Source organism: Roseovarius halophilus (ex Wu et al. 2025), from assembly GCF_047086965.1.
In genome coordinates, this window is the sequence record NZ_JBKOTX010000064.1 from 1 (window position 1) to 15,685 (window position 15,685).

The 15,685-nt window shown below is 68.3% G+C and carries 14 protein-coding genes; 7 read left to right on the forward strand and 7 right to left on the reverse strand.

What is annotated here, in order from left to right; translation table 11 throughout:
• Together ACH107_RS14175 and ACH107_RS14180 are read right to left on the reverse strand one after the other, a co-directional pair.
• Positions 1-182, reverse strand: a 182-nt coding sequence (locus tag ACH107_RS14175) for an NTP transferase domain-containing protein (protein ID WP_412506377.1), incomplete at its 3' end; no start/stop codon positions are given.
• A gap of 135 nt (positions 183-317) precedes the next feature.
• Positions 318-2,735 carry a GcvT family protein gene (locus ACH107_RS14180; protein WP_412506378.1) on the reverse strand — a complete coding sequence of 806 codons (2,418 nt, stop codon included), beginning with the start codon at positions 2,733-2,735 and terminating at the stop codon, positions 318-320.
• 537 nt (positions 2,736-3,272) lie between these two features.
• Here ACH107_RS14180 and ACH107_RS14185 point away from each other — a divergent pair.
• Positions 3,273-5,702: a GcvT family protein gene (locus ACH107_RS14185; RefSeq protein ID WP_412506379.1), complete on the forward strand. Its 2,430-nt coding sequence runs from the start codon at positions 3,273-3,275 to the stop codon at positions 5,700-5,702.
• A gap of 217 nt (positions 5,703-5,919) precedes the next feature.
• On the opposite strand, the gene tkt is transcribed toward ACH107_RS14185, so the two are convergent.
• Positions 5,920-7,938 carry a transketolase gene (gene tkt / locus ACH107_RS14190; RefSeq protein ID WP_412506380.1) on the reverse strand — a complete coding sequence of 673 codons (2,019 nt, stop codon included), beginning with the start codon at positions 7,936-7,938 and terminating at the stop codon, positions 5,920-5,922.
• Between the two features lie 190 nt (positions 7,939-8,128).
• On the opposite strand from tkt, the gene ACH107_RS14195 reads away from it, so the two are divergent.
• From ACH107_RS14195 to ACH107_RS14205, 3 genes are read left to right on the forward strand one after another with little or no spacing between them, the layout of a single operon-like run.
• Entirely contained in the window at positions 8,129-8,632 is a 504-nt protein-coding gene (locus ACH107_RS14195; protein WP_412506381.1) for a hypothetical protein, read from the forward strand.
• On the forward strand, positions 8,632-9,027 hold the full coding sequence (locus ACH107_RS14200; protein ID WP_412506382.1) for a cell division protein ZapA: 396 nt from the start codon (positions 8,632-8,634) through the stop codon (positions 9,025-9,027). Before ACH107_RS14195 ends, ACH107_RS14200 begins: the two co-directional genes overlap by 1 nt.
• A 36-nt stretch (positions 9,028-9,063) precedes the next feature.
• On the forward strand, positions 9,064-9,477 hold the full coding sequence (locus ACH107_RS14205) for a DUF1499 domain-containing protein (RefSeq protein ID WP_412506383.1): 414 nt from the start codon (positions 9,064-9,066) through the stop codon (positions 9,475-9,477).
• Here the strand turns inward: ACH107_RS14205 and ACH107_RS14210 are convergent.
• Entirely contained in the window at positions 9,412-9,696 is a 285-nt protein-coding gene (locus ACH107_RS14210; RefSeq protein WP_412506384.1) for a hypothetical protein, read from the reverse strand. The genes ACH107_RS14205 and ACH107_RS14210 overlap by 66 nt on opposite strands.
• Positions 9,697-9,760: 64 nt before the next feature.
• On the opposite strand from ACH107_RS14210, the gene prfA reads away from it, so the two are divergent.
• The 3 genes from prfA (at position 9,761) to ACH107_RS14225 (ending at position 12,540) form a co-directional block, all read left to right on the forward strand.
• Positions 9,761-10,810 (forward strand): peptide chain release factor 1, encoded by a 1,050-nt coding sequence (prfA, locus tag ACH107_RS14215; protein ID WP_412506385.1) that lies wholly within the window; start codon positions 9,761-9,763, stop codon positions 10,808-10,810.
• Positions 10,807-11,664 carry a peptide chain release factor N(5)-glutamine methyltransferase gene (gene prmC, locus ACH107_RS14220; RefSeq protein ID WP_412506386.1) on the forward strand — a complete coding sequence of 286 codons (858 nt, stop codon included), beginning with the start codon at positions 10,807-10,809 and terminating at the stop codon, positions 11,662-11,664. Before prfA ends, prmC begins: the two co-directional genes overlap by 4 nt.
• A 237-nt stretch (positions 11,665-11,901) precedes the next feature.
• Positions 11,902-12,540 carry a DUF4167 domain-containing protein gene (locus ACH107_RS14225; RefSeq protein WP_412506387.1) on the forward strand — a complete coding sequence of 213 codons (639 nt, stop codon included), beginning with the start codon at positions 11,902-11,904 and terminating at the stop codon, positions 12,538-12,540.
• 28 nt (positions 12,541-12,568) lie between these two features.
• On the opposite strand, the gene rsmA is transcribed toward ACH107_RS14225, so the two are convergent.
• The 3 genes from rsmA to ACH107_RS14240 form a co-directional block, all read right to left on the reverse strand.
• Positions 12,569-13,408 carry a 16S rRNA (adenine(1518)-N(6)/adenine(1519)-N(6))-dimethyltransferase RsmA gene (gene rsmA / locus ACH107_RS14230; RefSeq protein ID WP_412506388.1) on the reverse strand — a complete coding sequence of 280 codons (840 nt, stop codon included), beginning with the start codon at positions 13,406-13,408 and terminating at the stop codon, positions 12,569-12,571.
• Positions 13,409-13,474: 66 nt separating this feature from the next.
• The gene (pdxA, locus tag ACH107_RS14235) at positions 13,475-14,443 is read right to left on the reverse strand and encodes a 4-hydroxythreonine-4-phosphate dehydrogenase PdxA (RefSeq protein ID WP_412506389.1); all 969 of its coding nucleotides are present in this window, start codon (positions 14,441-14,443) and stop codon (positions 13,475-13,477) included.
• Positions 14,440-15,675 carry a peptidylprolyl isomerase gene (locus ACH107_RS14240; protein ID WP_412506390.1) on the reverse strand — a complete coding sequence of 412 codons (1,236 nt, stop codon included), beginning with the start codon at positions 15,673-15,675 and terminating at the stop codon, positions 14,440-14,442. Before ACH107_RS14240 ends, pdxA begins: the two co-directional genes overlap by 4 nt.
• Positions 15,676-15,685: the final 10 nt, after the last annotated feature.

The window sequence follows — 15,685 nt, forward strand, 5'->3', positions numbered from 1 at the left end:
GCCGCGCGCCGCTTGGCCGCCCCGGGCGGCAGCGTGACCAGCACCGGCGCGCCGGTGGCCAACGCCATCAGCACCTGCCGGCGCAACAGCGGCATCCCGTCCACCGGTTCCAGCAGCTTGTCCGGTCCTTCCATGCGGGCGGAGGCGCCGGCCGCGGGGAGCAGAATGACAAGATCAGCCATGGGCGTGCGCCGCGGGGCGGGCGGGTGAGGGGCGCTGCCCCTCTTGGCCTTCGGCCAATTCACCCCGGGGTATTTTTCCCGAGAAGAAACGGGTGGGTTCGGGTCGGCTCATGACGGCAGGGTAGCACGGCGATGTCAGCCGCGCATCCTGTCGCCGCCGGGGTCGAAAAGCGGGGTCGTCACGAGACGCGCGGGGCGCTTGTCGCCGAGGATCTCGACCTCGGCCGCCAATCCGTCGATGGCGAGGTCGGCCGGGATGAGCGCGAGGGCGACGGATTTGTCGGCATGGTGGGAATACCCGCCAGAGGTGCAGAAGCCGCGCACCGCCCCGTCGATCCAGACCGGTTCATCGCCGTGCACGTCGGCATCGAGCGCGGCGACCTCGAAGGCCACGAGCCGGCGCGCGGCGCCGGCGTCGCGTTCGGCCTCGGCCGCGGCGCGGCCGATGAAATCGGCGGGTTTGCGGAAGCTGACGAACCTGTCCATGCCCGTTTCGCCGGGGGTGTAGTCGGGCGAGAATTCGGCGCCCCATGAGCCGAAGAAGCGGTCGAGCCTGAGCGACATCATCGCGCGCATGCCGAAGGGACGCATCCCGTGCGTCTGTCCTGCGTCCCAGAGGGTCTGCCACAGGGTGCGCTGCGCCATCGGGTCGCAATACACCTCGTAGCCCAGATCGCCGGTGAAGCTCACGCGCTGGATGAGGCAGCCGGTCATCCCGACGGTGGCCTGCCGGACATCCATGAAGGCCATGTCATCGACCCTGTCGCGTGTGCAGGCCGCCAGTACGTCGCGCGCCTTCGGGCCGGCGATCTGGAAGCCGTTGAGGCGATCGGAAATGTTCTCGACATGGACGCCGTCGGCCCGGTTCGCGTCAAACCAGCGCATGTGCAGCCCCTGCGCGCCGTAGGAGGCGGTGAGCTGGAAGGCCTGGTCGGTGAGGCAGGAAATCGTGAAATCACCCAGCAGCCTGCCCTTGGGGCTGAGCATCGGTGCGAGCGCGACGCGCCCCGGGGGCGGGACACGGCCGGCCATGATCCGGTCGAGCCAGGCGCGCGCGTTCGGCCCGGTGACGAGGTACTTGCCGAAATTGTGCACCTCGTTGATGCCCACGGCCCCGCGTACCGCGCGCACCTCGCGCCGCGTGGCCTCCCACGCGTTGGAGCGGCGGAAGGAGGGTGTTTCGAAGCGCGGCTCGCCCTTGTCGGCGAAGTAGTTGACGACCTCGAGCCCGTATTGGTGGCCCCAGACGGCGCCCATCGCGTCGAAGATGTCGTACATGGGCGTCTGGCGGAAGGGGCGGGCGGCCGGCAGTTCCTCGTTCGGGTAGGCCACGGAGAACCTTTTCTGGTAGTTCTCGATCACCTTGGGGCGGGTGTAGCCGGGCGTGATCCAGTCGCCGTAGCGGGCGACATCCATCGCGCTGACATCGCGTTCGCATTCCCCCTCGACCATCCACTGCGCCAGCATCAGGCCAACGCCGCCGCCCTGGCTGAAGCCCGCCATCACGCCCACGGCCGACCAGTAGCCCGGCAGCCCCGGCACCGGCCCGACCAGCGGGTTGCCGTCGGGCGCGAAGGTGAAGGGGCCATGGATCACCGATTTCACGCCCGCGCGTTCAAGTGCCGGGAAGCGGCGGTAGGCGAAATCGATGCTGTGCTCGATCTTGTCGAAATCGTCGGGCAGCAGTTCGTGCCCGAAGGTCCACGGCGTGCCGTCCACGGCCCATGGCCGGCATGCCTGTTCGTAGAAGCCGATGCACAGGCCGCGGCCCTCCTGGCGCAGGTAGCTTTCGCCTGCCGGGTCCATCACGTGCGGATGTTCGCCGCCCGCGTCGATGATGGCGGCGATCTCGGGCACTTCCTCGGTCACGAGGTACTGGTGCTCCATCGGGTGGAGCGGCAGGTAGGTGCCGGCCATCGCGCCGACCTCGCGCGCCCAGAGGCCGGCGGCGTTGACGACGTGTTCGGCATGTATCGTGCCTTTCTCGGTGACGACGTCCCACGTGCCGTCGGGGCGCGGCGTCGTCTCGACCACCTTGCACTGCGTCTCGATCGTGGCGCCGCCCATGCGCGCGGCCTTGGCATAGGCATGCGTGGTGCCGGAGGGGTCGAGGTGGCCGTCGAGCGGGTCGTAGAGCGCGCCGATGACGCCCTTGGTGTCGGTGACCGGGGCGATATCGCGGATTTCGCCGGGGTCGACGATCCGGGTGTCCAGCCCCATGTAGCGGTGCTTGGCGCGCTCGGCCAGCAGCATGTCCATCCGGTCGCGGTTGTCGGCAAGCGTCACGCCGCCCACGTGGTGCAGCCCGCAGGACAGGCCGGTGATTTCCTCCAACTCCTTGTAAAGATTGATGGTATACCCCTGCAGCGCGGCCATGTTGGTGTCGCCGTTCAGGGTGTGAAAGCCCCCCGCCGCGTGCCACGTGGAGCCGGAGGTGAGCTCGGACCGTTCGATCAGCATGACGTCGGACCAGCCGAGCTTGGTCAGGTGGTAAAGGACGCTGCAGCCGACGACACCGCCGCCGATGACGGCCACGCGGGTGGTGGTTTTCATGGGGATCTCCCTGCTTTCTGGTCCGTCCAGACTGTCGCCCCGCACGGATCGGGCATGTCCGTTTGCGACAGATCATGTCGCGGAGGCCACAGGTTGACGCCCCGCTGCCGCGGCAACGCGCCGTTGGTATCGCGTCGGTTTCCCGGCGGTATCGCGCCGGCGCGCGAAATGGGGCCGTGAAGGGTTAACACCGGGTGGTGCGGCGACCGTGGCGCGCGTGCGGGGCCGGGACGGGAACTTGCTTCGGGCGCAACGGGGGTGGCGGTCTGGTCGGGCGGGAGCGGTCCATCTTCGGGCAGCGCGCCCGTCAAGAGCGCCGCGTTCCGGAGGGGCGTCAGGGCGATGGCATGGCCACTCAGCCGGCAATGCGCGGCGGGCGCGGTCGGGCAATGCCGGCCCCTGCCGCAAACCGTAATTCCCTGACGGAAAAGGAAGCGACATTTGCGTGCTTGCGGCGAATGATGTCGGGAACCGGCCGTCATGGCGTCTATGAAACGTGTCAGGCTGGAAGCTGAAAACAGGTTCAAGGGAAGAACGATGAAAACCCATGCACAGGCTGTCGTCATCGGCGGCGGCGTTATCGGATGCTCCATCCTCTATCACCTCGCCAAGCTGGGATGGCACGACGTTGTCCTGCTGGAGCGCGACGAGTTGACATCCGGCAGCACGTGGCACGCGGCGGCCAACATCCATGGGCTGCATGACAGTGCCAACATTTCGCGGCTGCAGCACTACACGATGAACCTGTACAAGGAGCTGGAGACCGAGACGGGACAGAGCTGCGGCGTGTTCCAGCCGGGCTCGCTCTATCTTGCGCAGACCGAGAACCGCGAGCACCAGCTCAAGCTGCAGGCGGCCAAGGCCAAGCTCTACGACATGAACTTCTACGAGATCACCCGCGCGGAGGCCGAGGAAAAGCACCCGCTGGTCGATTTCGACGGCGTCCGCTGCATCATGTGGGAACCTGAAGGCGGCAACGTGGACCCGTCGGGCGTGACGAATGCCTATGCGCTGGGCGCGCGCCAGAAGGGGGCGGAGATCCACCGGTTCACGCCGGTCACGGCCACGACGCAGAAACCCGACGGCACGTGGATCGTGGAGACGCCCAAGGGCACCATCGAAACCCCGTGGGTGATCAACGCGGCCGGCCTGTGGGGCCGCGAGGTGGCCAGGCTGGCCGGTATCGAGGTGCCGCTGCAACCCACCGAGCACCAGTATTTCGTGACCGAGACGATGGCCGAGATCGACGGCATGGACCGGCGGCTGCCGTCGGTCGCCGACCGCGACGGGGAGTACTACCTGCGGCAGGAAGGCAAGGGCCTGCTGATCGGCGCCTACGAGCGGCACATGAAGTTCTGGGCCGAAGACGGCACGCCGCTGGACTTCGCCCACGATCTTTTCCCGGATGACCTGGAGCGGATCGAGGAAAACATGATGCGCGCCATCGACCGGGTTCCGGCAGTGGGCGAGGCGGGGATCAAGCGGGTGATCAACGGCCCGATGATCTGGTCGCCCGACAGCAACGTGATCCTTGGCCCGGTGCCCGAAGTGAAAGGGTATTTCATGTGTGGCGGCATCATTCCGGGCTTCAGCCAGTCGGCCGGGATGGGGCTGATGGTCGCCCAGTGGCTGACCGAGGGCGAGATGCAGTACGACATGTTCCCGTGGGACATCGCGCGGTTCGGCCTGTGGGCCAACGACAGCAAGTTCGTCATGTCCAAGGTGGAGGACGTGTATACCCACCGCTTCGCCATCCATTATCCCAACGAGGAACGCGCGGCGGGCCGGCCGCTGCGTACGCGCCCCGTCTACGAGATGCAGAAGGAGATGGGCGCGATCTTCGGCCTGAACTATGGCTGGGAACACCCGCAATGGTTCGCCGACACGCCGGGCACCGAGGACACCAACGGGTTCACCCGCCAGAACTGGTGGGGCCCGGTGGGGGATGAATGCCGGATGCTGCGCGAGAGGGCGGGCATCATCGACATCTCGAACTTCGCCAAGTACCGGGTCAAGGGGCCGGGCGCGGCAGACTGGCTGAACGCGGTCTTCGCCAACAACATGCCCAAGAGCGTCGGGCGCGCCTGCCTGACGCCGCTGATCTCGGTGCGCGGCGGCATTGCCGGCGATGCCACGGTGACGCGCACGGCCGAGGACGAGTTCTGGATCGTGTCCTCGGGCATGGCCGAGCGGTATCACAAGCGTTTCTTCGACATGGTGCCGCTGCCCGAGGGCACGACCTTCGAATCGCATACCGAGGCGATGTGCGGCTTCAACGTGGCCGGGCCCAAGTCGCGCGAGCTGTTGCAGCGCATGACCAACACCTCGCTGGCGACGGAGGATTTTCCCTTCATGCGCTCCAAGCGCATCGAGATCGCGGGCGTCGATTGCCTTGCCCTGCGGGTGAGCTTCACCGGTGATCTGGGCTGGGAACTGCACTGCCGGACGGAGGACCAGGAACAGCTTTACCGCGCGTTGCTGGACGCGGGCAAGGAATTCGGCGCCGGCCCCGTGGGCGCGCGGGCGCTGATGTCCATGCGGATCGAGAAGGGCTACGGATCGTGGAGCCGCGAGTATTCGCCCGAGTACTTCCCGCACGAGGTCGGACTGGCGCCGCTGTGCAAGATGCAGAAGGATTTCCTGCACAAGGAGGCCACGCAAAGGGCGATGGAGCAGCCGCCGCGCGAGAACCTGGTGCTGGTCCATATCGACGAGGCGGCGGTCAATGCCTCGAACGCCGACGCGACGGGCGGTGAGCCGATCCTGAAGGACGGCGAGCCGGTGGGCCGCGTCACGTCGGGCACCTATGGCTACACGGTGGAGATGAGCCTTGCGCTCGGCTACGTGAAAAACGGCACGGCCGAGCCGGGTGACGAGGTCGAGGTGATGGTGCTGGGCCAGCCGCACAAGGCATGGGTACTGCACGAACCGCCTTTCGACCCCAAGGGCGAGAAGCTGCGCGCCTAGCCGGGCCGGCCCCGAAACAGTGCAAGCCCCGCCCCGGCCGGCGGGGCTTATCGCGTTCGTGGGCCGTGTCGCGGCCGTGGGGCGTGTCAGCGAAGCGGATACCGGCGGGTGCGTGTGGCGGCGCCGGGCCGGCCGCCTGTGCCCGGGCACAGGCAGGGCTGCAACGAAAACGCCCCGCCGTGGCCGGCGGGGCGATCGTGCCTGTCGGGGCGGCGGTTCAGAGCAGCGCCTTGGCCTTGTCCGCCACGGCCTCGGCGGTGATGCCGAATTTCTCGTAGAGCGTGCCGGCGGGCGCGGAGGCGCCGAAGCCCTCCATGCCGACGAATCCCGACCGGTTCTCGCGCCCGCGCTCGCCGCACAGCCAGCGATCCCAGCCTTGCCGCACGGCGGCCTCCACGCCCACGCGAACGGCCTGTCCGCCGGGCAGGACCCGCTTGCGATAGCTTTCGTCCTGTTCCTCGAACAGCTCCCAGCAGGGCATGGACACGACGCGGGTGCCGATCCCCTCGGCCTGCAGCAGGTCGCGCGCGGCCATCGCCACGCCCACTTCCGAACCGGTGGCCAGCAGGATCGCCTGCCGCTTGCCGGTCGCCTCCGCCAGCACGTAGGCGCCCTGCGCCGTCAGGTTCTTGTTGCGATGCTCAAGCCGCAGCGTCGGCACGCCCTGACGCGTCAGCGACAGGACCGAGGGCGTATCGGCGGATTGCAGCGCCAGTTCCCACGCCTCGGCCGTCTCGACCGTGTCGCAGGGCCGGAAGACCATGGTGTTGGGGGTGGCGCGACTGATCGCCAGATGCTCCACCGGCTGGTGGGTCGGGCCGTCCTCGCCCAGCCCGATGCTGTCATGGGTCATCACGAAGACGGTCGGCACCTTCATCAGCGCGGCCAGCCGCATCGCGGGGCGCGCGTAATCGGTGAAGCACATGAAGGTGCCGCCGTAGGGCCGCACGCCGCCATGCAGGGCCATCCCGTTCATCGCGGCGGCCATGCCGTGTTCGCGGATGCCGTAATGGATGTAGCGGCCCTTGCGGTTGTCCACGTCGAAAACCGTCATGTCGCCGGTGCGGGTATTGTTCGATCCGCTGAGGTCGGCCGATCCGCCCAGCGTTTCGGGCATCAGCGGGTTGACGACCTCCAGCACCATCTCGCTGGACTTGCGGGTGGCAACCTTGGGCGCTTCGCCGGAGATCTGTTTCTTCAGCGCCTTGATCCGCGCGCCGAGCTTGCCGGGCGGCTCGCCGCGCATGACGCGGGCGAACTCGGCCCGGCGGCGTTCGCCGGTTTCGTCCAGCCGCGCCTGCCATGCCGCGTGGTCACCGGCGCCGCGTTGGCCGATCTCTTCCCATGCCGACTTGATGTCGGCAGGCACCTCGAAGGGGCCGTGGGCCCAGCCGTAGGCCTCCTTCGCGGCCTGCAACTGGTCCGGGTCGGTCAGGGCGCCATGCCCCTTGGACGTGTCCTGCGCGGCGTGGCCGAGCGCGATGTGCGTGCGGCAGGCGATCATGGTGGGGCGGCGCGATTTCCGGGCCGTGGTGATCGCCGCGTCGATCTCGTCGGGGGCGTGGCCGTCGATTTCCAGCACCTGCCAGCCGGCCGCGCGGAAGCGCTTGACCTGGTCGGTGCGGTCGGCAAGGTCAACCTTGCCGTCGATGGTGATGTTGTTGTTGTCCCAGAACACGATCAGCTTGCCCAGGCTCTGGCGGCCGGCCAGCGTGATCGCCTCGTGGCTGACACCTTCCATCAGGCAGCCGTCACCGGCAATGACGTAGGTGTGGTGATCCACCAGCTTGCGGCCGAAGCGGGCGCGCAGCGATTCCTCGGCGATGGCGAAGCCCACCGCGTTGGCGATGCCCTGGCCAAGCGGGCCGGTGGTGGTTTCGATCCCGGGATGGAGGAAGTTCTCGGGATGGCCCGCTGTCACCGCGCCCCATTGCCGGAAATCGCGTATCTGGTCCAGCGTCATGCCGTCGTAGCCGGTCAGGTAGAGCAGCGCGTAAAGCAGCATCGAGCCGTGACCGGCGCTGAGGATGAACCGGTCGCGGTCCGGCCAGTCGGGCGCGGCGGCGTCGAATTTCAGGTGCTTTTCGTAAAGAACCGTCGCGACATCGGCCATGCCCATCGGCATGCCGGAATGGCCGGAATTTGCGGCGGCCACGGCATCGAGCGTGAGCGCGCGAATGGCTGCCGCCTTGTTCCAGTGGTCGGGATTTGCGGAGCGCAGCGAGGCAATATCCACGGGGTGTCCATCCTTTGAAGTGGCGTTTCCTGCGCCGCTGAATATCAGCCCCGCCTCAAAGTTCAAGCCGCGCCGGGGCCACGGGGCCCGAGGGGGGCGCATTTTGGTGGCCCTTTCGCTAGAATCGCGGGAAACAGGTGGCACAGGCGATTCGCCGCGTGCGCAAGAAGCAGGGCAAGGACAGGTACACATGAGCGATATCGACGAATTCCAGCGCCGGATCACCGCCGCGCTGGACCGGATCGGTCAGGGGCTCGAAACGCTCCGTCCCGAGGGTGAGGCCGACGAGGCCGAGACGCTGCGCCAGCAGCTGGACGACGAGAAGCTGGCGAACGCGCAGCTGGAGGAACGCGTCAAGGCGCTGCGCCAGAAACACGAAAGCCGGCTGGCGCAGGCCGAGAAGGCCGAAGCCGAGCGCGCCGAAGCCGTGCGCAAGTTGGATTCGGAGCTGCAGTCGCTGCGCAGCGCGAACCAGCAGCTGCGCGAAAGCAACGCGGCGCTGCGCGACGCGATGCAGCAGGACATTGCCGACCCGCACCTTGTCAACAAATCGATGATGGCCGAACTGGAGGCGCTGCGGGCGACGCAAGCGGCACAGCGGGCCGAGGTCGACGCGGTCATGACCGACCTTGCCGGCATGATTGATGCCGCGTCCGGCGATGCCGGCGGCGACGAAAAGACGGAGGACGCGTGATGCCCGAGGTGGAAATCCAGATCGGCGGCCGGTCGTTCGAGGTGGCCTGTCAGGAGGGCGAGGAGCATTACCTGCGCGCCGCGGCCAAGATGCTTGACGAGGAAGCGGCGGTGCTGGCGGCCCAGATCGGGCGCATCCCGGAGGCGCGGATGCTGCTGATGGCCGGGCTGATGCTGGCCGACAAGACGGCCGGCCTGCAGGACAAGCTGCGCGAGATGGAAGACAGGATGGCCGAGAAGGACGCCGAACTGGACCAGCTGCGCAACGCGCCCCGGCCCGAGCCGGAAAAGATCGAGGTGCCGGTCGTGCCGGAATCGGTGAGCGAGACGCTTGCCGAGATCGCCGCGCGGGCCGAGGCGATGGCCGACACGGTGGACGGAAAGACGGGCGGCTGACACGGGGTGGCCTGTCGCTTGTAGCGGGAAAGCGCGATGCTGAAATGGGGCCTTGTGGCCATTATGCTTGTCGTGGGGCTGGGGGCGGCATGGGTGCGTCTGGCGCCGAGCGATCCGGCGCGGTGGCACAGGATGCCCGCGGCCATCACGAACCGCGATCTGCCCGGCGGCGCCATGCGCATCGTCGGGGCAGGGCAGGACGGGCTGGCCCGGCTTGACCGGATCATCCGCGCCACGCCACGCACGGAGCGCCTGGCCGGATCGGTAAACGAGGGGATGGTGACCTACGTGACCCGGTCGGCCGTTTTCGGCTTCCCGGATTACACCACGATCCGCGATGCGGGGCCGCAGGTCGAGATCTACGGCAGGCTGCGTTTCGGCCGGTCAGATCTGGGCGTCAACGCCGCCCGGATCGACCGCTGGCTTGCCCGCTTCGCCGAGACCGGATGACAGGCAGCCATCCGCCACCTTGCGCCACATCGGGTTGTTCAGCGACATCTGGCACTGCGCCATGAACATCCGTCCGTCGACCCGCAGGCAGATCGTCTGGCCCAGCTCCACGCGGTCGCCGTTGCGGTCGGTGCAGTAGCAATCGACCGTCTTGCCCTTGATCTGCCCGTCGGCCACGGCGGGCCCGGCCAGCATCATCAACACGAGTAATGCCCTCATGCGCGGAATATAGCATGAGCCGCGCTCTTGACCAAATCCCGCGGATGGGACAGATGCACGTGTCATGGTGCCTTTGGACAGACTGAACGAGATCACGCAGCGCTTCGAATATCTTGAAGCGCGGATGGCGGAGGGCGGTGGCGACATTGCCACGCTGGGCCGCGAATACGCCGAGTTGCGCCCCGTCGTGGAGGAGATCCGCGCCTACCATCGCCTGCTGTCCGATATCGAGGGCGCGCGCGCCATGCTGGAGGATCCGGAGATGCGCGCCCTTGCCGAGGAGGAGCTGGCCACCCTCGAAGAGCAACGTCCCGCGCTGGAGGAAAAGCTGCGGCTGGCGCTGCTGCCGAAGGATGCCGCCGATTCCCGCCCCGCCATCATCGAGATACGGCCGGGAACCGGCGGCGAGGAAGCCGCGCTTTTCGCCGGCGACCTGATGCGCATGTACCAGCGCTACGCCGAGAGACGGGGCTGGTCCTTCGACATCATCGAGGAAACCCAGACCGAGCTGGGCGGGATCAAGGAACTGGTGGCGCGCGTGTCGGGTGATCACGTCTTTGCCCGGCTCAAGTTCGAATCCGGCGTGCACCGCGTGCAGCGCGTGCCGGAAACCGAATCCGGCGGCCGCATTCACACCTCGGCGGCCACCGTGGCCGTCCTGCCCGAGGCCGGGGACGTGGATATCCACGTTGATCCGGCGGATCTGCGGATCGACACGATGCGCGCCAGCGGGGCGGGCGGGCAACACGTGAACACGACGGATTCGGCGGTGCGGATCACCCATCTTCCCACGGGGATGGTCGTGACCTCGTCGCAGAAATCCCAGCATCGCAACCGCGAGATCGCGATGGAGGTGCTGAAATCCCGGCTGTTCGACATCGAGCGACAGAAGGCGCATGACGCGCGGGCGGAAACCCGCGCGACGCAGGTGGGGTCGGGCGACCGCAGCGAACGCATCCGCACCTACAATTTCCCGCAGGGCCGGATGACCGATCACCGCATCAACCTGACGCTCTACAAGCTGGACCAGGTGCTGCAGGGCGATCTGGACGAGGTGATCGACGCGCTGACGGCCGACGCGCAGGCCACGCTGCTGGCCGAGATGGACGCGTGACGGCACCCGCCACGGCCCGGACGGCGGGTGAGGCACTGGCCCGCGCCCTGCGACAGGCAGCGGCGCGGCTGACCGCGACGGACGCGCCCATGCGCGAGGCGCGGTTGCTGCTGGCCCATGCCGCGGGGCTGGAGCGGGGGCAGTTGCACCGGCTGGCGCCCGGCGATTTCACGCCGGCGCTGATGGAGGTTTTCCTTGCCATGGCCGATCGCCGCGCCCGCGGCGAGCCGCTGTCCAAGATCACCGGCACGCGCGATTTCTGGAAACACGGCTTCCGCGTCACGCGCGATGTGCTGGACCCGCGCCCCGATACCGAGACGCTCGTGGCCGCGGCGATCGAGCTGCCCTTCGACCGGGTGCTCGACCTCGGCACCGGCTCGGGCTGCATCCTGCTCAGCCTGCTGGCCGAGCGGCCGGGCGCCACGGGGCTGGGCACCGACATCTCGGCCGCGGCGCTCGACGTGGCGCGGGAGAATGCGCACCGCCTCGGGGTTGCGGCGCGGGTGGATTTCAGGGTGGCGGACTGGATCGAGGGCCTGCCCGGCGGGTTCGACCTTGTCGTGTCGAATCCGCCCTATATCGCCGCCGATGAAATGGCGACACTCGCGCCCGAACTGGCGCATGATCCCGCAATTGCACTGACGGATGCGGGTGACGGGCTGGGCGCCTACCGGGTGATCGTGCCGGGGGCGGCCGGGCTTCTGCGCGCCGGTGGCCGGCTGATGGTCGAGATCGGCTGGCGGCAGGGGGCGGCAGTGTCGGCGCTGTTGCGTGATACCGGATTCGAAGACGTTGCCATCCTGCCCGATCTGGACGGCCGCGACAGGGTCGTGCTTGGCCGAAAGCCCGGCTGAACATGCGGGATCCCGCGTATTCGGGGAATAATCCGTACCGAATCGCGTTATTTTTCCGTCACCCCCTTGTGCGAGGCCCTGCCACATGTTTACTCATGAGTATCACGGCAGCGGATACAAGACCAGATCATCCCGCCTGATGCAAAGCCAAGACAAGTCGGATCCGGGCAGGCCAAGGCGCAGGGCGCCGGACCGGATCAAGCGGCGAATAAAGTAAAGCGCTGGACTGCAGGAAATATGAGATCATCCAAGTCACGTTCGCGGGGCAAGTCGAACCGCAACCGCTCCATGGGAAATATCGTCAACCGCGTCTTCGAGAGTTCGGGACCGGAAGGCAAGGTGCGGGGCACGCCGCAACAGATCATCGACAAGTACAACCAGCTTGCCCATGACACCCAGCTTTCGGGGGATCGCGTGGCGGCGGAAAATTTCCAGCAGCATGCCGAGCATTACCTGCGCATGCTGGGGGCCGCGCAGAAAGAACAGGAAGCCCGCCGCGAGGACCAGGAGCGCCAGAACCGGGAGCGTCAGGCCGAGCGTGACCGAGACCGGGCCCGCCAGCAGGAACGCGACACCGGCGGCATGCCCGCCGCGCCCGCCGCGCCCGATGACCCGGCGCAGACCCCGCAGCCCGACGTGATCGGCGAAACGACCGGAAACGGCGACAGCGGGCTGGTGGAGACGCCCGAAAGCAAACCGGCCGAGAAGCCCAAGCGCCCGCGCAAGCCGCGCGCCAAGAAACAGGCGCCAAAGGGTGATACGCCCGGCGGTGGCAAGGGCGACGACGATGGCAAGGCTGACAGCGCCGATGGCGGCGCGGCAGGCGACAACACCGCCACCCCCGACGGCGAGGACGCCGCCAAGGCTGCGGAATAGCGGTCGGGCCGGCTGGCGGTGGTCGCCGTCAGGCAGCCAGCAACCGGGCGAGCGCACAATACCGTTCCAGATCAACCGTTTCGGCCCGGTCGGTCGGCGCGATCCCCGCGTCGGTCAGCAGGGCCTCGATGTCCGGCGCCAGCCCTTTCAGCGCGGTGCGCAGCATCTTGCGCCGCTGGTTGAAAGCGGTTGCGACAACGCGTTCCAGAACCTTCGGATCGGCCGGGAAACGCGGTTCGGGCAGGGCCGTCAGATGCACGACCGCGCTGGACACCTTGGGCGGCGGGGTGAAGGCGGAGGGCGGCAGATGCATGACGATCCGCGCCTCGGCCCGCCATTGCGCCAGCAGCGCCAGCCGCCCGTAACTCTTGCCGCCGGGCCGTGCCACGATCCGCTCGGCCACCTCCTTCTGGAACATCAGGGTAAGCGATTCCCAGAAGGGCGGCCAGTCCGCCGGGGTCAGCCACCGCACCAGCAGCTCGGTTCCGACGTTGTAGGGCAGGTTGGCCACGACCTTGACAGGCGGGGAAAGGTGGGCCAGCGGATCGACCTGCAGCGCGTCGGCGTTGATGACCTCCAGCCGCCCGGGATGGGCCGCCGCGATCTCGGCCAGCGCGGGCAGGCAGCGGGTGTCCTTTTCCACCACCAGCACCTTGCGCGCCCCCTCGGCCAGCAGGCCCCGGGTCAGGCCGCCGGGGCCCGGCCCGATTTCCAGCACGTCGGCGCCGCGGATATCGCCCGCCGACCGCGCGATCTTGGCCGTCAGGTTGAGATCCAGCAGGAAGTTCTGGCCCAGCGACTTGCGCGCGGACAGGCCGTGTGCCGCGATGACCTCGCGCAGGGGGGGCAGGGTGTCGATTGCGCTCATGACCGCCTCAATCGGGGATCGGGCGGGTAATGGCAAGAGGGCACAGCCCCGCGACCGAGCCGCGGGTCATTGCCGGGTCCGCGCCATGCGATCGGCCAGTTTCAGCGCCTCGATCAGCGAGGTCGGATCGGCCTTGCCCTGTCCGGCGATGTCGAAGGCCGTTCCGTGATCGGGGGATGTGCGGATGAAGGGCAGCCCGAGCGTCAGGTTCACGCCGCGGTCGAAATCCAGCGTCTTGATCGGGATGAGCGCCTGATCGTGGTACATGGCCACCGCCGCGTCGTAGCGCGCGCGCGCGGCGGCGTGGAACATCGTGTCGGCGGGCAGGGGGCCGGACAGGTCCATGCCCTGCGCGCGCAGCCGGTCGAGAACCGGCGCGATCACCTCGATCTCCTCGCGGCCCATCCGGCCGCCTTCGCCCGCATGGGGGTTCAGCCCGGCCACGGCAAGGCGCGGCGCGTCGATGCCGAAATCGCGGCGCAGCCCGGCCTCGGTGATCCTGAGCGTTTCCGCCAGCAGCCCGGGTGTGAGGGCGCGGGGCACCTCGGCCAGCGGGATATGGATCGTCGTCGGGACGACCCGCAGCCTGTCGCTGGCCAGCATCATCACGACGCGCTCCACCCCGGCCAATGCGGCGAGGTACTCGGTATGGCCGGGATGGGCGAAATCCGCGCCCGCCTGCAGCGCCTGCTTGCTGATCGGTGCGGTGCACAGCGCCGAGGCGGTGCCCGCGCGTACCAGATCGACGCCCTGCGCGATCACGTCGATCACCGCCTGTGCATGGGCCGGGTCCGGGAGGCCGGGGCGCGCGGGGCCGTCGAACCCGTGTCGCAGCACCGGCAGGGCCTTGGGCGCGACGGCCGCCGCCTCGGCCGGATCGTCGATTTCCGCCACGGGGGTGCCATCGGGCAGATGGGCCGGGTCGCCGATCAGGAAAAAGGGCAGGTCCGCACGCAGCGATGCCCATGCGCGCGCGGCCAGTTCCGGACCGATCCCGGCCGGTTCCCCGCAGGTCAGCGCGACGGGCGCGGTCATTGCAATTCGACGATCCGCGCCTCGGCCCGCAATTGTTCGAGGTAGCCGTCGGCGAACGAATTGAGGCGCCGGTCGCGGATGAACCCGGTCAGCTGTTCGCCGGTGGGGCCGTCGCCCTCCATCTCGGGGACGCGCCCGCACAGCATGATGAGCATCAGCGTCTCGCCGTTGGCGCGGGTAAGGTTGGTCGATACCTCGCCAGGGTCGAGTTTGGTCAGTTCCATGGCCACGTCCTGCGGGATTTCATCGGGCGCGCGGCTGATCCGTTCCAGCACCTCGGGGGGTTCGTCCTGCGCGACGCCGTACAGGTCGTCACACACGTCCACGTCGGCGCGCACCTGCTCGGCGCGGGCCAGCGCCTGCGCGTTGCGGCCGCCGTCGATGTGATAGGTGGCATACTCGATCGTGGAGTATTGCGGCGGGGGCGGGGTGATTTCCTGAATGTCGCGCAGCTGGAACAGCGCGACGGCGCCGTCCAGCGGCAGCGGATCGCTCACGTCGCCGGGCGCCAGCCCGAGGATGACCGAGCGGAGCTGCGGCGGCAATTCGTTCAGGGGCGTCCAGTCCAGCCGGCCCCCGCGCGCGGCGGTGCCCGCGGCGGAGTATTGCCGCGCCTGCGCGGCAAAGGCCGATTGCGAGGTGATCTGCGCGATCTCCCGGGCCCGCGCGCGCACGGCGTCTTCGCGGCCCTGCTGAAGGGGCATGATGATCTCGGACAACAGGACGCGGACGCCGGCGCGGCCGGATACCGCGGCGCGGGCGCGTTCGAGGTCATCCTCGCTGACCGCGATGCGGCGGGCGAATCGCGCCCGGGTCAGTTCGCGCCAGATGACCCCTGCGCGCACGAATTCGCGGAACGATTCCTCGGACACGCCGGCCTGCTGCAATTGCGCGATGAACTGGTCGGCGGGCATGTCGGCGCGTTCGGCGAATTCGGCCATGCCATCCCGGATATCGGCGTCTTCGAGTGTCAGGCCGTTGCGGCGGGCGGCGTCCAGCTTGAGCCGTTCCTCCACCAGCTGTTCGCGCGCCAGCGTCTCGGGGTCGCCCGGCGCCCGGAAAAGCGTCAGCATGCGGGCCCGCTGGCGCAGTTCGTAGCGGGTGATCGCCATGTCGTTCACCTTGATCAAAGGCTCGAAAAGGTTCTGGGCCGCCGCGCGCGGCGCATCCGACGCCACCAGCGTGGCGGCAATGACAAGGCCCAGTGCCCAACCGCGGGCGATTAACTGCATTCGTGTTGTC

Coding starts and splice junctions, on each gene's coding strand:
- pdxA (WP_412506389.1), bottom strand. CDS start 14,443: ATGACCGCGCCCGTCGCGCTGACCTGCGGGGAACCGGCCGGGATCGGT.
- ACH107_RS14205 (WP_412506383.1), top strand. CDS start 9,064: ATGCTGAAATGGGGCCTTGTGGCCATTATGCTTGTCGTGGGGCTGGGG.
- ACH107_RS14195 (WP_412506381.1), top strand. CDS start 8,129: ATGAGCGATATCGACGAATTCCAGCGCCGGATCACCGCCGCGCTGGAC.
- ACH107_RS14200 (WP_412506382.1), top strand. CDS start 8,632: ATGCCCGAGGTGGAAATCCAGATCGGCGGCCGGTCGTTCGAGGTGGCC.
- ACH107_RS14240 (WP_412506390.1), bottom strand. CDS start 15,675: ATGCAGTTAATCGCCCGCGGTTGGGCACTGGGCCTTGTCATTGCCGCC.
- rsmA (WP_412506388.1), bottom strand. CDS start 13,408: ATGAGCGCAATCGACACCCTGCCCCCCCTGCGCGAGGTCATCGCGGCA.
- ACH107_RS14225 (WP_412506387.1), top strand. CDS start 11,902: ATGAGATCATCCAAGTCACGTTCGCGGGGCAAGTCGAACCGCAACCGC.
- ACH107_RS14210 (WP_412506384.1), bottom strand. CDS start 9,696: ATGAGGGCATTACTCGTGTTGATGATGCTGGCCGGGCCCGCCGTGGCC.
- ACH107_RS14185 (WP_412506379.1), top strand. CDS start 3,273: ATGAAAACCCATGCACAGGCTGTCGTCATCGGCGGCGGCGTTATCGGA.
- prfA (WP_412506385.1), top strand. CDS start 9,761: ATGGTGCCTTTGGACAGACTGAACGAGATCACGCAGCGCTTCGAATAT.
- ACH107_RS14180 (WP_412506378.1), bottom strand. CDS start 2,735: ATGAAAACCACCACCCGCGTGGCCGTCATCGGCGGCGGTGTCGTCGGC.